Here is a 16,205-nt window from a genome sequence, read left to right on the forward strand (position 1 = left end):
AAGGAGTCTGTGAATTCGGTCCTCAGCATTCGATTAGACTGGTGGGGCGGTGCAGCGAAAGGAACACATGACAGAGAACGCCCCCCGGGCCCTGCCGGTGCCAGCGGAGCCACCTCGCGGCCCGCGACGACGACGAACTCCACGTCTGTCCACGACCTCGGGTGTCCTCACCTACGTCCTCATCGCTCTGGCCGTGCTCCTGCCGGTTCCGTACATGCTTCAGCTGCCGGGACCGGTTTTCAACACTCTCGGCGACTATCAGGGTGATCCGATGATCAGCGTCTCCGGGGCGAAGACCTATCCCACCGCCGGACGCATCGACATGCTCACAGTGGCCGTCAGCGGGGGACCCGGACGCGACGTGTTCGCCTCGCAGGCGCTCGGAGCGCTCCTCAACGGTCAGGAGACCGTGATTCCCACCGAAGCGTACTATCCGCTCGACACCTCACGCGAAGAAGTGGCACAGACGAACGCCGTCGAGATGTCCTCGAGCCAGGACGTCGCCATCGCCGCTGCGATGGGTGAGCTCGGCAAGAAGTATTCGGTGCATCTGCTCGTCGACGACATCGTCACCGACTCACCCGCCCAGGGAAAGCTGCGCAAGGGAGACCGGCTGATGTCGGTCAACGGCAAGAAGCTCGACACCGATCCCGAAGCCGCTGCGATCATGAGTCAGACGGTGCAGGGGGCGAAGTCCGTCGACCTCGTCGTCGACCGTGACGGGAAGACCGAAGACATCACCGTCGAACCCGCCGACATCGAGGGCCGCAAGGCGATCGGGATCAACATGAAACAGGACTTCGACTTCCCGGTCGACGTGAAGTTCAATGTCGAGGGCGTCGGCGGGCCCTCTGCCGGCACGATGTTCGCCCTCGCCATCGTCGATGAACTCACCCCCGGGGCGATGACCGGCGGCAAACACGTCGCAGGAACCGGGGAGATCGACCCTTCGGGAACCGTCAGCCCCATCGGCGGGGCGCGCCAGAAGGTGGCCGCGGCGACGGAGAAGGGTGCGACTCTGTTCCTCTCCCCGGCCGACAACTGCGCCGAAGTCATGGCGGCCGCCGACCAGTCCAAGATCACGGTGGCGCGCATCGACACGCTCGATGACGCGAAGACCACCGTGGAGCAGTACGCCGCAGGCGACACCTCGGACCTTCCGAAGTGCCCCGCCGACGGTGCCGACCCCAATGAGAAAGGGCAGTAGTGAGCACCTCGTCCTCACCCACCTCCGCACGCATGCCGGCGAATCGGCCACGACGTTCGCCGCTGCTGCTCACCCTCGTATCGGTGGCGATCCTGCTGATCGCCTTCATCTCCTTCACACAGGTCTACACCGAGGTGCTCTGGTTCAAGCAGATCGACGCCTCTCAGGTCTTCCGCACTATGTGGATCACCCGCGGTCTGACCTTCCTCGCCGGTTTCATCGTCATGGCCGTCCCGGTGTGGGTGAGCCTGCACCTGGCCTACCGCAATCGGCCCGTCTACGCGCCGACGACTCCGCGTCAGGAGAACCTCGACCGGTACCGTGAGGCCATCGAACCGCTGCGCAAGGTCGCGACGATCGCGATTCCCGCCGTCGTCGGCGTTCTCGCCGGCATCACCGCCTCGGCGAATTGGAACACGGTCCTCGAGTGGTTCCACTCCACGTCGTTCGGATCGAGTGATCCGCAGTTCGGACTCGACAAGTCCTTCTTCGTCTTCGTCCTGCCCGGTCTGCGGCTGATCGGCGACCAGGTGGGAATGGCTGTGCTGCTGTCCCTCATCGCTGCCGTCGTCGCCCACTATCTCTTCGGCGGCATCCGTCCGGGAGAGCAGAGGGGCGTCATCCTGACGAAGACGGCGCAATGGCAGCTGGGCATCACCGTGGCTGTGCTCATCCTCGCCCAGGCCGGTCGTCTCTGGCTCGCCCGCTACGACCGACTCACCGCAGCCGGGGGAATCGTCCCCGGCGTCACCTACGTCGACGACCGTGCGGCGCTGCCCGCGATGGCGATCGTGGCGATCGCCGCTGTGCTCGTCGCATTGCTGTTCGTCTACACCGCGTGGAAGGGCAATTGGCGGATCTCGATCATCGCGACGCTCACGCTCATCGTCCTCGGCGGAGTTTCGATCATCGGCTACCCGGCGCTGATCCAGCAGTTCCAGGTCAACCCCTCGCAGCAGAGCCTCGAGTCGAAGTACATCCAGCACAACATCGACGCCACCCGTGACGCCTTCGACTTCGATGACATCGAGGTGACTCCGTACGAACCGAGCACGACCGGTGAGAAGGGCGCGCTGCGGAAGGACGCGGAGACCGCGGCCTCGATCCGACTGCTCGACCCGAACCTGGTCTCGGACACCTTCCGTCAGCTCCAGCAGGTCCGCCCCTACTACTCGTTCCCACAGAAGCTCGACGTCGATCGCTACGACATGGACGGAGACAGGCGAGACACCGTCATCGCCGTGCGTGAACTCGCTCCGAGCTCGGTGAACAATCAGAGTTGGTTCAACCGCGCCATCGTCTACACCCACGGCTTCGGTGTCGTCGCCGCCAACGGCAACCAGCGCAACTCCGACGGCGAACCGACCTTCATGGAGTCCGACATCCCGCCGAAGGGTGATTTCCCCGAGTACGAACCGCGGGTCTACTTCGGTGAGTCGTCACCGGACTACTCGATCGTCGGTGCCGAGGAGGGCGCAAAACCGCGCGAACTCGACTACCCCTCCGACGAAGAGGGCGGCGCCGGCCAGGTCAACAACACCTTCACCGGCAACGGCGGCCCGACCGTGGGCAACCTGTTCAACCGACTCGCCTACGCGCTGAAGTTCCAGGACGAGCAGATCCTGCTCTCGGACGCGCTCAACGACAAGTCGCAGATCCTCTACGATCGTCATCCGCGGGAGCGCGTGGAGAAGCTGGCGCCCTTCCTCAAGATCGACGGCGACCCGTACCCGGCCGTCGTCGACGGGAAGATCAAGTGGATCCTCGACGGCTACACCACGGCCGAGGACTACCCGTACTCGACCCCGCAGCCGCTGCAGCAGGCGACCGAGGATTCGACGACGGCGACCGCCCCGAACAACGTGGCCACACTGCCCGATGACGAGGTCAACTACATCCGGAACTCGGTGAAGATCACGGTCGACGCCTATGACGGTTCCGTGGACATGTACCAGTGGGACAAGGACGATCCGGTCCTCAAGACCTGGATGAAGGTCTTCCCGGGTCTCATCAAATCCTCATCGGAGATGTCGAGTGACCTCATGAGCCACGTCAGGTACCCCGAGGACATGTTCAAGGTCCAGCGCGACCTGCTCGCGAAGTACCACGTCTCCTCGGCCAGTGAGTTCTACACCGGTCAGGACTTCTGGACCCTTCCGACGGATCCGACGAAGCGGGCCAGCAGCGGTCTGACACAGCCGCCGTTCTACATGACTCTGCAGATGCCGGGGCAGGAGTCGCCCTCGTTCTCGCTGACGAGCTCCTACATCCCCGAACGCTCCTCAGAGGGGCAGTCGCGCAACAACCTCACGGGCTTCCTGTCCGCTGATGCGGATGCCGGTGACAAGAAGGGCGAGACGTCGGAGAACTACGGCAAGCTCAGACTTCTGCAGCTGCCGCGCAATACGACGGTGCCCGGACCGGGTCAGGCGCAGAACAACTTCAATACCGCACCCGATGTCCAGCGCAGCCTCAACCTGCTTCGCCAGGGCGAGTCCGAGGTGGAGAACGGCAACCTGCTGACCCTGCCGATCGGCGGCGGTCTGCTCTACGTGCAGCCCGTCTATGTCCGGTCCGCCGGTGAGACCTCCTACCCGTTGCTGCAGCACGTGCTCGTGGCCTTCGGTGAGGACATCGGATTCGCTCCGACCCTCGACGAGGCACTCGATCAGGTCTTCGGCGGCGACTCCGGCGCCAAGGCCGGCGACGCAGGAACCGAAGACAGCGGGGATGGAGAATCCGGTTCGTCCTCCTCCGGCGGAGACTCCGGCGACGAGGGTTCCGGATCCGGCGGTTCGTCGGACAAGGCTCTCAACGATGCGCTCCAGGAAGCCAGGAAGGCGATGGAGGACTCCGATGCCGCGCTCAAGGAAGGCGACTTCGAAGAGTACGGCAAGGCGCAGGACCGGTTGAAGAACGCCATCGACGACGCAGTTGCGGCCGATCCCTCGATCGCCGAGGACGGCGCCGGGGACAGCTCCTCAGCGCCCGCCTCGGAGCCGGCCGACGAAGGCGGCGATTCGGGCAACTGAGTCGGCTCCTGCCGAACGGGTCCGGTGCGGCGAGGCTGCGCTGGACCCGTTCGGGTAGGGCCGGCTGGGCTCGGCCAGAGTGAGACGAACGCCCCTGGGTTACCCCAGGGGCGTTCGTCGTACTCGGAGCGTGTGCGAATGGCCGATCAGCGCACGACGTGCAGCTCGCGACGGGCACGTGACTGTGCATGAGAAGTGTGAGCGTCGCGTACTGATTTTCGTCGCTGCGCGTGCGCCCTGGGCATACAGTCGCGCTGATGCATGGGGGCCGGGCCGAACAGGGCTGTGAATGAGAAGAACCCCCAGCCAGATTGACTGACTGAGGGTTCTGCCACTGTCGTGGCGGGGGAGGGATTTGAACCCTCGACCTCCGGGTTATGAGCCCGGCGAGCTACCGAACTGCTCCACCCCGCGGCGTGTTCTCAACTCTACATGAACCGTCACCTGCTGGCCAAACCGCGGACAGGTGACCTCCGCCACATGTCCACTTGCCATTCACCTTTCGGCGGTCGAAGGGACTCGAGGGTGACATTCTTCGAGTGAGGGCTTGCATATGGTTGAAAGCTCAACTAGAGTGACACTCGTACTTCAAATTTCAACTAAAGGAGACATCATGACTGCACTGCCTCAGGGACTCACCGCCGGAACCTGGACCATCGACCCCGTCCACTCGGAGTTCACCTTCACCGCCCGCCACGCCGGCGTCTCGAAGGTCCGCGGACACTTCGAAGAGATCGCGGGTACGGTCAACGTGGGTGAGACCCTCGAAGACAGCTCGGTGAAGGCCGAGGCTGCCGCTTCCTCGATCAACACCCGCAACGAACAGCGCGACGGTCACCTCAAGAGCGGTGACTTCTTCCTCGCCGACGAGCACCCGAAGCTCACCTTCACCTCCACCGGCATCAAGGCCGACGGCGCTGACGAGTTCGAGACCGTCGGCGAGCTGACGATGCGCGGCGTGACCAAGGAAGTCACCTTCTCGACCGAGTTCGCCGGTGTCGCCACCGACCCGAACGGCAACCAGGTCGCCGGCCTCTCGGCAACCGCCGACGTCAACCGCAAGGACTTCGGCATGTCCTTCGAAGCCGTCCTCGGCGGAGGCGAGCTCCTCGTGTCCGACAAGATCAAGATCGAACTCGAACTCGAGCTCGTCAAGGCCTGACCGACCCGCGGCGACGACAGAAAGAAGGGGCGAACCACGCAGCGCGTGGTCGCCCCTTCTGCCGTTGTGCGCCGCGGTTCTCCCCTCAGTGCACAGACCTCAGCGCGTCGGGATGATCCCGGAGGTGCTCGCCGAGCGCGATGAACTGCTGAGCGCCCTTGTCGACGTCCTCAACGGACTTGCAGAACGAATACCGGATCGAGGACCGGTAGGCCTCATATGCCGGGCTTCCCTGCCGACAGAGCGCTGGCACCGGAATGCCCACGAGTGAGAACTCGCGAGCAAGCAGGTCATTGAGCGCGAAGGCATCGAGATCCGTCAGGGCGGAGAAGTCCATCACAGTGAAGTATCCGGCACGCGGGGTGGAGGAGATCGCATCCGGCACCGTCCTGCAGGCGGGCACCAGCACCTCGGCGCGGGCGGCCAGAGAGGCCCGATTGTCCTCAACGAAGTGAGAGTCCCCGTTAAGCAGCCGGGCCACACCGATCTGCATCGGCCCGCCGGCGGTGAATGTGAGGAACTGCTTGACCGCCTGGATGGCTTCGCGCACCTCGCGAGCCGCGATGACCCAGCCGACTTTCCACCCGGTGGTGTTCCACGATTTGCCGGCCGAGGAGACGGTGACCACCCGATCGCGATCCGCGATCGCGACTGCCGGCGGGACATGTCCCTGTTCGGTGAGCACGAGCTGTTCGTAGACCTCGTCGGTCAGCACCCAGGCATCGACTTCGTCGGCGGCCGCCCCGATGTGGGCGAGCTCGGAGGCGGTGAAGAGATAGCCCGTGGGATTGTGCGGGGTGTTGACGAGGATGATCGCCGGTCGGGTCTCGGCCACGACGCGGTCGAAGAGCTCCCAGTCCGGGGCGAATCCGCCGTTGCCGTCGGGCAGGATCGGCACGGTGTGCAGGCTGCCTCCGGCCGCGGTGATCGCCGCCGGGTAGGAGTCATAGAACGGTTCGAACGCGAGGACGGCACCGCCGCGGGGCAGGAGGGCGAGGATCGCCGCCGTCAGTCCTTCAGTGGCACCGGCGGTGTAGAGCACCTCGGCGGGGTCGACGCGCTGCGCGAAGTCCCGTCCGCGCTGTGCTGCGACGGCCTCGAGCAGCTGAGGGAAACCCTGGCCCGGGGCATACTGGTTGAACCCGGCGCGCATCGCCTCGGTGGTGGCGTCGATGAGTTCGGGAGGCGGCTCCGTACCCGGCGCGCCCTGGCCGAGGTTGATCGCTCCCACGCGGGCGGCGAGCTTGGTCATCTGCCCGTAGATCGTCTCACCGATCGACCCATCGGGATTCGTCAGCCCTGCGGACTCGGCCATTGCGTGCCACAGATCAGCCCTGCGGACATCCGGCATCAGGAGATCTCCTTCGGTTCGACCCGACCGAGCAGGTCGAGCGCCGCCTCGTGGAGGCGGGAGTTGCTGGCCACGGCATTGCCGCCGAAGGGCCCGGGCACGCCCGCCGTGTTCGTGAACGTGCCCCCGGCCTCGAGCACGATGGGCACGAGCGCACCCATGTCGTACAGGGCCAATTCGGGTTCGCAGGCGAGGTCGACGGCTCCCTCGGCCAGCAGCATATACGAGTAGAAATCCCCGTATCCGCGGGTCCGCCACAGGCTCTCGCAGAGTTCGAGGAACCCGTCGAAGGCACCCAGTTCCTTCCATCCCGACAGCGACGCATACGACAGGGAAGCGTCGGCGAGCCGGTCGACCTCGGACACCGAGATCCGCTTCGCGGGTGCTCCCAGCACCGAGGCGAAGGCTCCCTTACCGCGTTCGGCCCACCAGCGCCGGCCGAGTGCCGGGGCCGAGACCATCCCCAGCAGCGGGGTCTCACCGTCGTAGAGGGAGATGAGCGTGGCCCATACGGGCACGCCGCGGACGAAGTTCTTCGTTCCGTCGATCGGGTCGATGATCCAACGCCGAGGTGACTGACCGTGGGAGCCGAATTCCTCCCCGAGGACGCTGTCGTCGGGCCGTTCCTGCTCGATCCGGGCCATGATCGCCTGCTCGACGGCGCGGTCGCATTCGGTGACCGGAGTGAGGTCGGGTTTGGTCTCGACAGTGAAGTCCTGAGCGGTGAATCGGGCCAGGCTGATGTCGTCGGCGAGATCGGCGAGTTCGCTCGCCAGGTCGAGGTCGTTCATGCCCTCAGCCTATCCAGTCGGAGGCAGCAGCCTGCGCAGCGACTCCAGCCGTGAGACGCCGCCCGCTCCGGCCCGGTCGGCCGCCACCCACTCGTCGAGTCGGCAGCCGGGGGAGTCGGGAAGATGAGTGCAGCCGCGCGGGCAGTCCGCAATGGCCTCGACGAGTTCGGGAAAGGCCGACAGCAGTGTCTCCCGGTCGACATGGGCGAGGCCGAAGCTGCGCACACCGGGGGTGTCGATGAGCCAGCCTCCGCCGTCGAGGGGGAGGCAGACGGCCGAGGAGGAGGTGTGGCGTCCGCGACCCGTGACGTCGTTGACGTGGCCGGTCGCGCGCTCGGCGGCGGGCACGAGCGCATTGGTCAGCGTGGACTTGCCGACTCCCGAATGGCCGACGAGGACGCTGATCCGACCGGTGAGCCGCTCGAGCACCTCGGCGTCGACGGTGTTGTGCTCGCCTCCGATGGCCGATTCGACGATGTCGACACCGCTGGCGGCAAACCGGCGGCGGATCTCCTCGGCCGAAGCCAGGTCCGTCTTGGTGACGATGAGCAGGGGCTCGATGTCCGCATCGTATGCGGCGACGAGGGCCCGGTCGATGAGTCCGTAGGAGGGTTCCGGGTCCATGGTCGCGGTGACGATTCCCATGACGTCGACATTGGCGACGATGACACGTTCGGTCGGGTCCGTGTCATCGGCGCTGCGGCGGAGCAGATTCCGCCGCTTCACGATCTCGACGAGCCGGGCCAGGGAACCCTCCTGTCCAGAGGTGTCGCCGACGAGGCGGACGATGTCACCGGGCACGATCGCCTGCTTCCGCAGGCCGGAGGCGCGCACCGCCGTCACCGAGGTGGCTCGTCGGTCCTTCTTCCCCTTTCCTCCGCGCACGTGAGTGGGGGAGGTGAAGCCGCCGGACCTGTCGGCGAGGATGACCCGGTAGCGCCCACGGTCGACGGCGGTGACCATGCCGGTCACGGCGTCGCTGTGGTCGGGTCGGTTCTTCGTGCGAGGGCGGGAGCCGCGACGGTTCGGTCGCGGTCGGTAGTCCTCGTCGCGGTAGATCTTCGCCATCTCAGGCCCCGGGAGAGGTCATGGCTTCCCACAGCTGGGTGAATGCGGGCAGGGTCTTGGCCACGGTGCCTGCGTTCTCGATGGTCAGGCCCTCGATGCGGAGACCGAGGATCGCCCCGGCCATGACCATGCGATGGTCATGATAGGTGTGCCAGAGAGCCGGACGCAGTTCGGCGCCGCCGGTGATCGTCAGCGCGTCGGGGTGTTCGACGACGTCGACGCCGACGGCGCTCAGTTCGCGTGTCAGCGCGGCCAGACGATCCGTTTCGTGTCCGCGCAGGTGGCCGATTCCGCGCAGCTGCGAGGTGCCCTCGGCCAGCCCGGCCAATGCCGCGACGACAGGGGTGAGCTCTCCGACCGCGGAGAGGTCGAGGTCGACGGCACGAAGTGCGGAGGGCCCGGTGACGTGCAGTCCGTCTCGATCGAGGATCGCCTGCGCGCCGAAGGCCTCGGCGATGTCGCGGAAGCCGTCTCCGGCCTGTGTGGTGTGGACCGGCCAGTCGGTGATCGTGACCGTTCCGTCAGTGGCCACAGCGGCGGCGGCGAAGGCGGCCGCGTTGGACAGATCCGGTTCGACGAGGACGTCGAGTCCCCGCGGCAGGCCGGGTTCGACGATCCACCGTTCCGGTTCGGGTTCGCTGATGTCGACCCCGGCGTCCCTGAGCACCTCGAGGGTCATGTCGACATGGGTGCGGCTGGGCACGCCGGTGCCGGTGTTGATGAGTTCGAGCCCCAACGGCATGACGGGGGCGGCCAGCAGCAGTCCGGAGACGAATTGACTCGAGGCGCTGGCGTCGATTTCGAGGTGACCGCCGCGCAGCTGGGCGCTGGGACGGATGGACAGCGGCAGCAGGCCGTCTGCGGAGGTGATCGATGCGCCGAGGCGGCTCAGCGAGTCCACGGTCACCGACATCGGTCGCACCCGGGCCTGCTCATCGCCGTCGAGGACGACTTCGCGTCCGGTCAGGGCGGCCAGCGGCGGGATGAAGCGCATGACGGTCCCGGCGAGACCACAGTCGATCGTGATCGGCTCGGCCGCCTCGGCGGGTGAATCCGCGGCCGCGGCGAAGTCGATCGGCTCGATGTGGAGGACATCTCCGTCGTCGTCGATGTCGGCTCCGAGCGCGCGCAGCGCCTCGATCATGAGCAGAGTGTCGCGGCTGCGCAGCCAGCCCTTGAGATCGGATCCGGACTGGGCGAGGGCGGCGAGGACGAGATAGCGGTTCGTCAGCGATTTCGATCCGGGAACGGTGACGGCGGCGGTGATGGACGAACCGGCGACTGGTGCCTGCCAGTCGCCGGTCGCCGGGGGAGTCTGCGTGGGGATGTCAGTCAACTCCGAGTGCGTTCAGCGCCTGCTTGGAGGTGTCTTCGACGCTTGACCAGAGGTCCTCGGCGGCATGCTGGGTGCGCCACCACAGTCCGGGGCGTCCAGCGGTGTCGACGCTGGCCAGCAGAGCACCGCCGAGCATCGAGGTCCGCAGCAGCGTCCGCTCGTTGCGGGCCTTCTTCTCCTCCTTCGAGGTCGTCTTCTCGGCCGCGAGGCGCTCTCCGACGGTGTCGAGCAGGTAAGTGCCCACGAGGATCGTGGCGCTGATGCGCGGGAAGCGGCCGATGGCCAGAAGCGAGCCGGCGGCGACCTGTGCCACACCGGTGGCGCGTGCGAGGGTCGTCGCATCCACGGGCACATCGATCTGCTTGCGGGCCTGGTTGAGAAGAGGAGTGACCGAAGCGGCTGCGGCTTCGGGCCGACGCAGACGGTCGACGCCGTTGAGGAGGTATCCGGCGGCCAACATGGGCCGTGCGATGAAACGGATGGGAGACACTGTGGTCCTTCCTTGAGTGGCGGGCATCTCACTGGCAAGCATAACTGCTGTTCGGGGAATAGTGGCACCTCGGGACGATGTTACAGACGGTGAAGACACGAGGCGGGTCGGACCCGCCTGGCAACGATCGGCAGAAGGGAAGGTCTATGAGTGCCACTGCCGTCCTAGAGAGAACGGGCGTACCATTGACTGCGATGACCGAATCAGTCAAAGAAGTCCCCGAAACGGCGGCCGAGAGGTCGGAGCGTTTCGAGCGCGATGCTCTGGAATATGTCAACCAGCTCTACGCGGCTGCTCTGCGGATGACCCGCAATCCTGCCGATGCCGAGGACCTGGTCCAAGAGGCGTACGCGAAGGCCTATGCCGCCTTCCACCAATACAAGCCCGGAACGAACCTCAAAGCGTGGCTGTACCGGATCCTCACGAACACCTTCATCAACAACTACCGCAAGAAGCAGCGGCAGCCGAAGGAGCACGGCAGCGAGGACATCGAGGACTGGCAGATCGCCCAGGCCGACAGCCATTCGTCCTCGGGAGGACGCTCCGCGGAGCTCGAGGCACTCGATCACCTGCCCGACTCCGACGTCAAAGACGCGCTGTCGGCGCTGCCCGAGGACTTCCGCATGGTCGTCTACTATGCCGATGTCGAAGGGCTGCCGTACAAAGAGATCGCCGAGATCATGGACACACCGATCGGCACCGTGATGTCGCGTCTGCACCGTGGGCGACGGCAGCTGCGGGAGATGTTGGCCGACTACGCCGCCGACCGCGGTTTCGCGAATCCCGAGGGAGGTGCGAAATGAGCGACGAAGGATGCTGCGAAAGCGTCAGGACCGAATCCCTGATGCGCATCTACCACTACCTCGACGGCGAGCTGACGACGACCGAGATCCGTGAGATCTCGATCCACCTCGAACAGTGCCCGTCGTGCCACGACGAGTACGAGATCGAAGCGCTGCTCAAGGAATTGGTGCGACGTTCGTGCAGCCATGATCGAGCCCCGATGGGTCTGCGCGAGAAGATCCGGCAGCGGATCGCTCTCGAACAGACGATGTGGCAGAGCTGATCCGGGTCGGAGTGATCGAACTGACTCGGCCGGCCTGATCAGGCTCGCAGAGACGACGAGGGCGGGAAGAGATTCGATCTCTTCCCGCCCTCGTCGTGTACTGAACGAATCAGCGCATCAGCTGTTCGGACGATTGCCGTGGTTCGCCTTGTTGCGACGGCGATCGCGACGCTTACGGCCACGCTTGCTCATAGTGTTCTCCTTCGATAGACGGTTAATTCTCTCATGTTCGCCCTGACAGGGCAAAGACGCGAGCGTGGGATCGCTCAGTTGTCGCCGAGGACGTCGCGGACGCCCAGCCAGCTGAACCATCCGCGGTGGAGGACCAGCCAGGCCAGCAGCCCGTAGCCCTCTTGTGCGGGCAGATGATCCCGTGAGGATGCGAGTTCACGCTGCCAGACAGGGTGTCCGAGCAGGGGAGTGAACGCGTCGACGTAGGTGATGCCGCGTCGCTTGGCCACATCGGAGAAGCTCGTGTTGAGTTCGGCGATGCGTCGATTGCGGTCGCCGTCGTGTTCGGGCGGAGGTCCGAGCACGAAGGTCGAGACCTTCCGGGCCAGAGCCTCGTCGAGGACGTTGGCCACATCGAGGCGGGCCCTGGCCACCGAACGACCCGAATCGAGATCGCCGGAGCCCAAGGCCAGCACCAGACGATTGTCCCCGTCCGGGGTGAACCGCAGGGACGCCTCGGCGATGGTGCGAGCGTGGAGCTCGGCGGAGTCCTCACGGGGAACGGCCAGCGGATAGACCTTGAGGTCGGGCAGACTCGGCAGGGTCCTGGCCGTCACCCGACCGACCCATCCGAGACCACGGCCGTCACCGTGGCCGGCGACCAGAGGGCCGCCGACCACGGCGATGGTTGTGGTCGTGTCGCTGCTCACCGGGTGAAGATCCGTTCGACGAGATCCTTCTGCTGGGCCTCATGGAAGTGCTTGAGACCCGTCGAGGTGGCTGCGGAGGCGGCGCGCGCGATGACGGTGACGGGGCGGTCGCCGAGCAGCTGCGGCAGGTTCATCGCCATGAACGGCCATGCGCCCTGGTTCTCCGGCTCCTCCTGAGCCCAGACGATCTCGGCGTCGGCCGGGAAGCGATCGAGGACGGCGGTGATGGCCGCCTCGTCGAGCGGGTAGAGCTGCTCGAGGCGGACGAGTGCCATCTTCGTGTCATTGTCCGCCTCGCGCTTGGCCTTGAGCTCCCAGTAGAGCTTGCCGGACACGAGCACGACGCGGTCGACCTGAGCGGCATCGACGTCGGTGTCGTCGACGACGGCTTCGAACCGACCGGAGGTGAAGTCCTCCGGCGAGTTCGCGGCGGCCTTGAGCCGGAGCATCGACTTCGGTGTGAAGACGATGAGCGGCCGCTTGTTCGACGCAGCGGCGTGCCGACGCAGCAGGTGGAAGTACGACGCACCGGACGACGGCTGAGCCACCGTCATGTTCGACTCCGCGCACAGCTGCAGGTAGCGCTCGATGCGTCCCGAGGAGTGGTCGGGGCCCTGCCCCTCGTAGCCATGGGGCAGAAGCATGACGACACCGGAGTTCTGCTGCCACTTCTGCTCGGACGAGGAGATGAACTCGTCGATGACCGACTGGGCGCCCTGGGCGAAGTCGCCGAACTGGGCCTCCCAGGCCACGAGGGCGTCCTTGCGCTGGACGGAGTACCCGTACTCGAAGCCGACGGCCGCGTATTCGCTCAGCAGCGAATCGTAGACCCAGAAGCGTGCCTGATCCTCGGTGAGGTTCTGCAGCGGGGTCCATTCGTTGCCGTTGATCGAGTCGATGAGCACAGAATGGCGCTGGACGAAGGTGCCGCGGCGGGAGTCCTGGCCGGCCAGACGTACGGGCACACCGTCCATGAGCAGCGAACCGAAGGCGATGAGCTCGGCGAAGCCCCAGTCGATGCCGCCCGAGAGCGCCATCTCCTTGCGCTTCTCCAGCAGAGCCCGCAGCTTCTTGTGGATCGTGAAGCCCTCGGGCACCTCGACGAAGGCCTCGCCGATGCGGGTGAGCGTCTCGGGGCTGATCGCGGTCTCGGCATCGTTGTGGCTCTCGATGTCGCTGGGCTCGTAAGGAGCGTTGAAGGCCTCGCCGTCGTAGGGTCCGGTCTCGGCTTCCTTCGTCTCGGCGAACGCGGACTCCAGCTTCGACTGGTAGTCCTTGAGCGCCTCGGCGGCCTCTTCGTCGGTGATGCACTTCCTGCCCACGAGGGACTCGGTGTAGAGCTTGCGCACCGATCCCTTCTTCTCGATGAGCGAGTACATCAGCGGCTGCGTCATCGAGGGGTCGTCGCCCTCGTTGTGACCGCGGCGGCGGTAGCAGACGAGGTCGATGACGACGTCGCGGTTGAACTCCTGGCGGTACTCGAACGCCAGGCGAGCCGCCCGCACGACCGCCTCGGGGTCATCGCCGTTGACATGGAAGATCGGGGCGTTGATCGACTTCGCCACGTCGGTGCAGTAGAAGGACGACCGTGCCGAGGCGGGGGGAGTCGTGAACCCGACCTGGTTGTTGATGATGACATGGACGGTTCCGCCGGTGCGGTAGCCGCGCAGCTCCGAGAGGTTGAGCGTCTCGGTGACGACTCCCTGGCCGGCGAAGGCGGCATCGCCGTGCACGAGGACCGGCAACACCGTGAAGCCGGCTTCGCCCTGATCGACGAGGTCCTGCTTCGCGCGCACGATGCCTTCGAGGACCGGGTCGACGGTCTCGAGGTGGCTGGGGTTCGCGGCGACGTACACGCCGGTGGTGTTGCCCGAGGGCGAGGTGAACGAGCCCTGGGTGCCGAGGTGGTACTTCACGTCGCCTGAGCCCTGCACGGTGTCGGGAGACATGGTGCCGTCGAACTCGCGGAAGATCTGCGCATATGATTTGCCGGCGATGTTCGTGAGCACGTTGAGGCGTCCGCGGTGGGCCATGCCGATGGCGACCTCGTCGAGTCCGGTGTCAGCGGACTGGTTGAGGATCTCGTCGAGGAGGACGATCGCGGACTCTCCGCCTTCGAGGCTGAAGCGCTTCTGCCCGATGTACTTCGTCTGCAGGAAGGTCTCGAATGCTTCCGCGGCGTTGAGCCGGCCGAGGATGTGTCCCTGCTCGGATCGGGTCAGCTCCTGGTGGGGAACCTCGATCTTCGCCTGGAACCAGCGGCGCTGCACGGGATCGGCGATGTGCATGTACTCGAAGCCGATGGTCCGGCAGTAGCTCTCGCGCAGAAGACCGAGGATGCTGCGGAAGGGCATCATCGGCTTCGCACCGAATCCGCCGGTGGGGAACTCGCGCTCGAGGTCCCACAGGGTCAGACCGTGCTGGTTGATGTCGAGGTCCGGGTGCGAACGCTGACGGTAGACCAGGGGGTCGATATTGGCCATGAGGTGGCCGCGGGTGCGGTAGGCATCGATGAGCTCGATGACGCGCGCGGTCTTGTTGACATCGTCCTGGTCCTCGGCGGAGACGTCGGGAACCCAGCGGACCGGTTCGTACGGCAGGCGCAGCGACTCGAAGACGTCGTCGTAGAAGCCGTCCTCACCGAGCAGGTAGCTGTGGACGAGCTTGAGGAACTCACCCGAACCGGCGCCCTGGATCACGCGGTGATCGTAGGTCGAGGTCATGGTCAGGACCTTGGATACGGCCAGATCGTTGATGGTCTTCTGGCTCGCACCCTGGAATTCCGCCGGGTAGTCCAGCGCGCCGACGCCGATGATGCAGCCCTGGCCCTTTGTCAGCCGCGGCACCGAGTGCACGGTGCCGATGCCGCCCGGGTTGGTCAGCGAAACCGTGGTGCCGGCGAAGTCGTCAGCAGTGAGCTTGCCCTTGCGGGCCTTGTCGACGAGTCCGTCGTAGGCATCGACGAACTGGCGGAAGGTCAGCGTCTCGGCCTTCTTGACATTCGGCACGAGCAGAGTGCGGGTGCCGTCCTTCTTCGGGACGTCGATGGCGAGGCCGAAGTTGATGTGGGCGGGCGAGACCATCACAGGCTTGCCGTCGCGGATGTCATAGGAGACGTTCTGCGATGGGAAGTTCTGCAGCGCGCGGATGACGGCATAGCCGATGAGGTGGGTGAAGGAGACCTTCCCGCCGCGGGTGCGCTTGAGGTGGGAGTTGATGACGATCCGGTTGTCGATGAGCGCCTTGGCAGGCAGTGCCCGCACCGAGGTGGCGGTGGGGACTTCGATGGACTCGTCCATGTTCTTCGCGATGAGCTTCGCAGGACCGCGCAGGGGAGTGATCGTCTCTTCGGGCTCCGGCTGCGGGGCCGTCTCCTTCGGGGTGACCTGCGGAACGGACTTCGTCTCGGCCTTCAGCGTCTCGGACTCGGCCGATGAGGGCGAGACGCCGCGCGAGGTCTCGCGCGGCGCGGCAGGGGCCTGCGCGGGAGCAGAGGCCTTGGGCTCCGACTTCGGAGCGGACTTCTGCGCCGAGGACTTCTCGGCAGCTTTCGTGCCGGACTTCTCAGCCGACTGGGCAGCAGCGTTCTGACCGCCGCTGTTCTTCTCGTACTTGTCGAAGAACGGCCACCAGGACTTGTCGACCGAATTCTTATCTGACTTGTACTGCTCATACAATTCCTCGACCAACCACTCGTTGGACCCGAAGTCTTCAACGGTGCGGTTCGGAGTATTGACGGACACGGCGTTGATCGCCTACTTCCTGATTCAAGACTTGCTGCTTAACGACAACTCCCAGCCTAACGCGATGTGCCCCGCAAA

General features: G+C 65.6%; 13 protein-coding genes and 1 tRNA gene. 5 read left to right on the top strand and 9 right to left on the bottom strand.

Annotated elements, in window-relative coordinates; translation table 11 throughout:
• The first annotated feature begins 67 nt into the window (after positions 1 to 67).
• Together GUY23_RS08185 and GUY23_RS08190 are read left to right on the top strand one after the other, a co-directional pair.
• Positions 68 to 1,207 carry a YlbL family protein gene (locus GUY23_RS08185; RefSeq protein WP_166971335.1) on the top strand — a complete coding sequence of 380 codons (1,140 nt, stop codon included), beginning with the start codon at positions 68 to 70 and terminating at the stop codon, positions 1,205 to 1,207.
• Complete coding sequence (locus GUY23_RS08190; protein WP_166971337.1) at positions 1,207 to 4,239, top strand: UPF0182 family membrane protein; 3,033 nt, start codon at positions 1,207 to 1,209, stop codon at positions 4,237 to 4,239. Before GUY23_RS08185 ends, GUY23_RS08190 begins: the two co-directional genes overlap by 1 nt.
• 340 nt (positions 4,240 to 4,579) lie before the next feature.
• Here the strand turns inward: GUY23_RS08190 and GUY23_RS08195 are convergent.
• A tRNA-Met gene (locus tag GUY23_RS08195) sits at positions 4,580 to 4,653 on the bottom strand.
• Between the two features lie 199 nt (positions 4,654 to 4,852).
• Between GUY23_RS08195 and GUY23_RS08200 the strand changes: the two genes are divergently transcribed.
• On the top strand, positions 4,853 to 5,401 hold the full coding sequence (locus GUY23_RS08200; protein ID WP_166971339.1) for a YceI family protein: 549 nt from the start codon (positions 4,853 to 4,855) through the stop codon (positions 5,399 to 5,401).
• Between the two features lie 85 nt (positions 5,402 to 5,486).
• Here GUY23_RS08200 and GUY23_RS08205 read toward each other — a convergent pair whose 3' ends face one another.
• From GUY23_RS08205 to GUY23_RS08225, 5 genes are read right to left on the bottom strand one after another with little or no spacing between them, the layout of a single operon-like run.
• On the bottom strand, positions 5,487 to 6,752 hold the full coding sequence (locus GUY23_RS08205; protein WP_166971341.1) for an aminotransferase class I/II-fold pyridoxal phosphate-dependent enzyme: 1,266 nt from the start codon (positions 6,750 to 6,752) through the stop codon (positions 5,487 to 5,489).
• Positions 6,752 to 7,543, bottom strand: a complete 792-nt coding sequence (gene hisN, locus GUY23_RS08210) for a histidinol-phosphatase (protein ID WP_166971343.1) — start codon at positions 7,541 to 7,543, stop codon at positions 6,752 to 6,754. Before hisN ends, GUY23_RS08205 begins: the two co-directional genes overlap by 1 nt.
• A gap of 9 nt (positions 7,544 to 7,552) precedes the next feature.
• Positions 7,553 to 8,611 carry a ribosome small subunit-dependent GTPase A gene (rsgA, locus tag GUY23_RS08215; RefSeq protein ID WP_166971345.1) on the bottom strand — a complete coding sequence of 353 codons (1,059 nt, stop codon included), beginning with the start codon at positions 8,609 to 8,611 and terminating at the stop codon, positions 7,553 to 7,555.
• 1 nt (position 8,612) lies between these two features.
• Positions 8,613 to 9,947, bottom strand: coding sequence for a 3-phosphoshikimate 1-carboxyvinyltransferase (gene aroA, locus GUY23_RS08220; protein ID WP_166971347.1), 1,335 nt, complete (start codon positions 9,945 to 9,947; stop codon positions 8,613 to 8,615).
• Positions 9,940 to 10,437, bottom strand: coding sequence for a DoxX family protein (locus GUY23_RS08225; protein ID WP_166971349.1), 498 nt, complete (start codon positions 10,435 to 10,437; stop codon positions 9,940 to 9,942). The genes aroA and GUY23_RS08225 overlap by 8 nt, the downstream gene beginning before the upstream one ends.
• A gap of 194 nt (positions 10,438 to 10,631) precedes the next feature.
• Here GUY23_RS08225 and GUY23_RS08230 point away from each other — a divergent pair, with 194 nt between their 5' ends.
• Both GUY23_RS08230 and rsrA read left to right on the top strand, forming a co-directional pair.
• A complete protein-coding gene (locus GUY23_RS08230; RefSeq protein ID WP_166971351.1) occupies positions 10,632 to 11,240 on the top strand; it encodes a sigma-70 family RNA polymerase sigma factor in 609 nt (202 codons plus the stop codon).
• Positions 11,237 to 11,503: a mycothiol system anti-sigma-R factor gene (gene rsrA, locus GUY23_RS08235; protein ID WP_166971353.1), complete on the top strand. Its 267-nt coding sequence runs from the start codon at positions 11,237 to 11,239 to the stop codon at positions 11,501 to 11,503. Before GUY23_RS08230 ends, rsrA begins: the two co-directional genes overlap by 4 nt.
• A 117-nt stretch (positions 11,504 to 11,620) precedes the next feature.
• Here rsrA and GUY23_RS18935 read toward each other — a convergent pair whose 3' ends face one another.
• The 3 genes from GUY23_RS18935 to GUY23_RS08245 all read right to left on the bottom strand — a co-directional run bounded on the left by GUY23_RS18935 (position 11,621) and on the right by GUY23_RS08245 (position 16,127).
• On the bottom strand, positions 11,621 to 11,695 hold the full coding sequence (locus GUY23_RS18935; RefSeq protein ID WP_373563657.1) for a 50S ribosomal protein bL37: 75 nt from the start codon (positions 11,693 to 11,695) through the stop codon (positions 11,621 to 11,623).
• Between the two features lie 74 nt (positions 11,696 to 11,769).
• Positions 11,770 to 12,384, bottom strand: a complete 615-nt coding sequence (locus tag GUY23_RS08240) for a GDSL-type esterase/lipase family protein (RefSeq protein ID WP_166971355.1) — start codon at positions 12,382 to 12,384, stop codon at positions 11,770 to 11,772.
• Positions 12,381 to 16,127, bottom strand: coding sequence for a multifunctional oxoglutarate decarboxylase/oxoglutarate dehydrogenase thiamine pyrophosphate-binding subunit/dihydrolipoyllysine-residue succinyltransferase subunit (locus GUY23_RS08245; protein ID WP_166971357.1), 3,747 nt, complete (start codon positions 16,125 to 16,127; stop codon positions 12,381 to 12,383). The genes GUY23_RS08240 and GUY23_RS08245 overlap by 4 nt, the downstream gene beginning before the upstream one ends.
• Between the last annotated feature and the right edge of the window lie 78 nt (positions 16,128 to 16,205).

Origin of the sequence: Brevibacterium atlanticum (assembly GCF_011617245.1) — a bacterium.
GTDB classification, from domain to species: domain Bacteria; phylum Actinomycetota; class Actinomycetes; order Actinomycetales; family Brevibacteriaceae; genus Brevibacterium; species Brevibacterium atlanticum.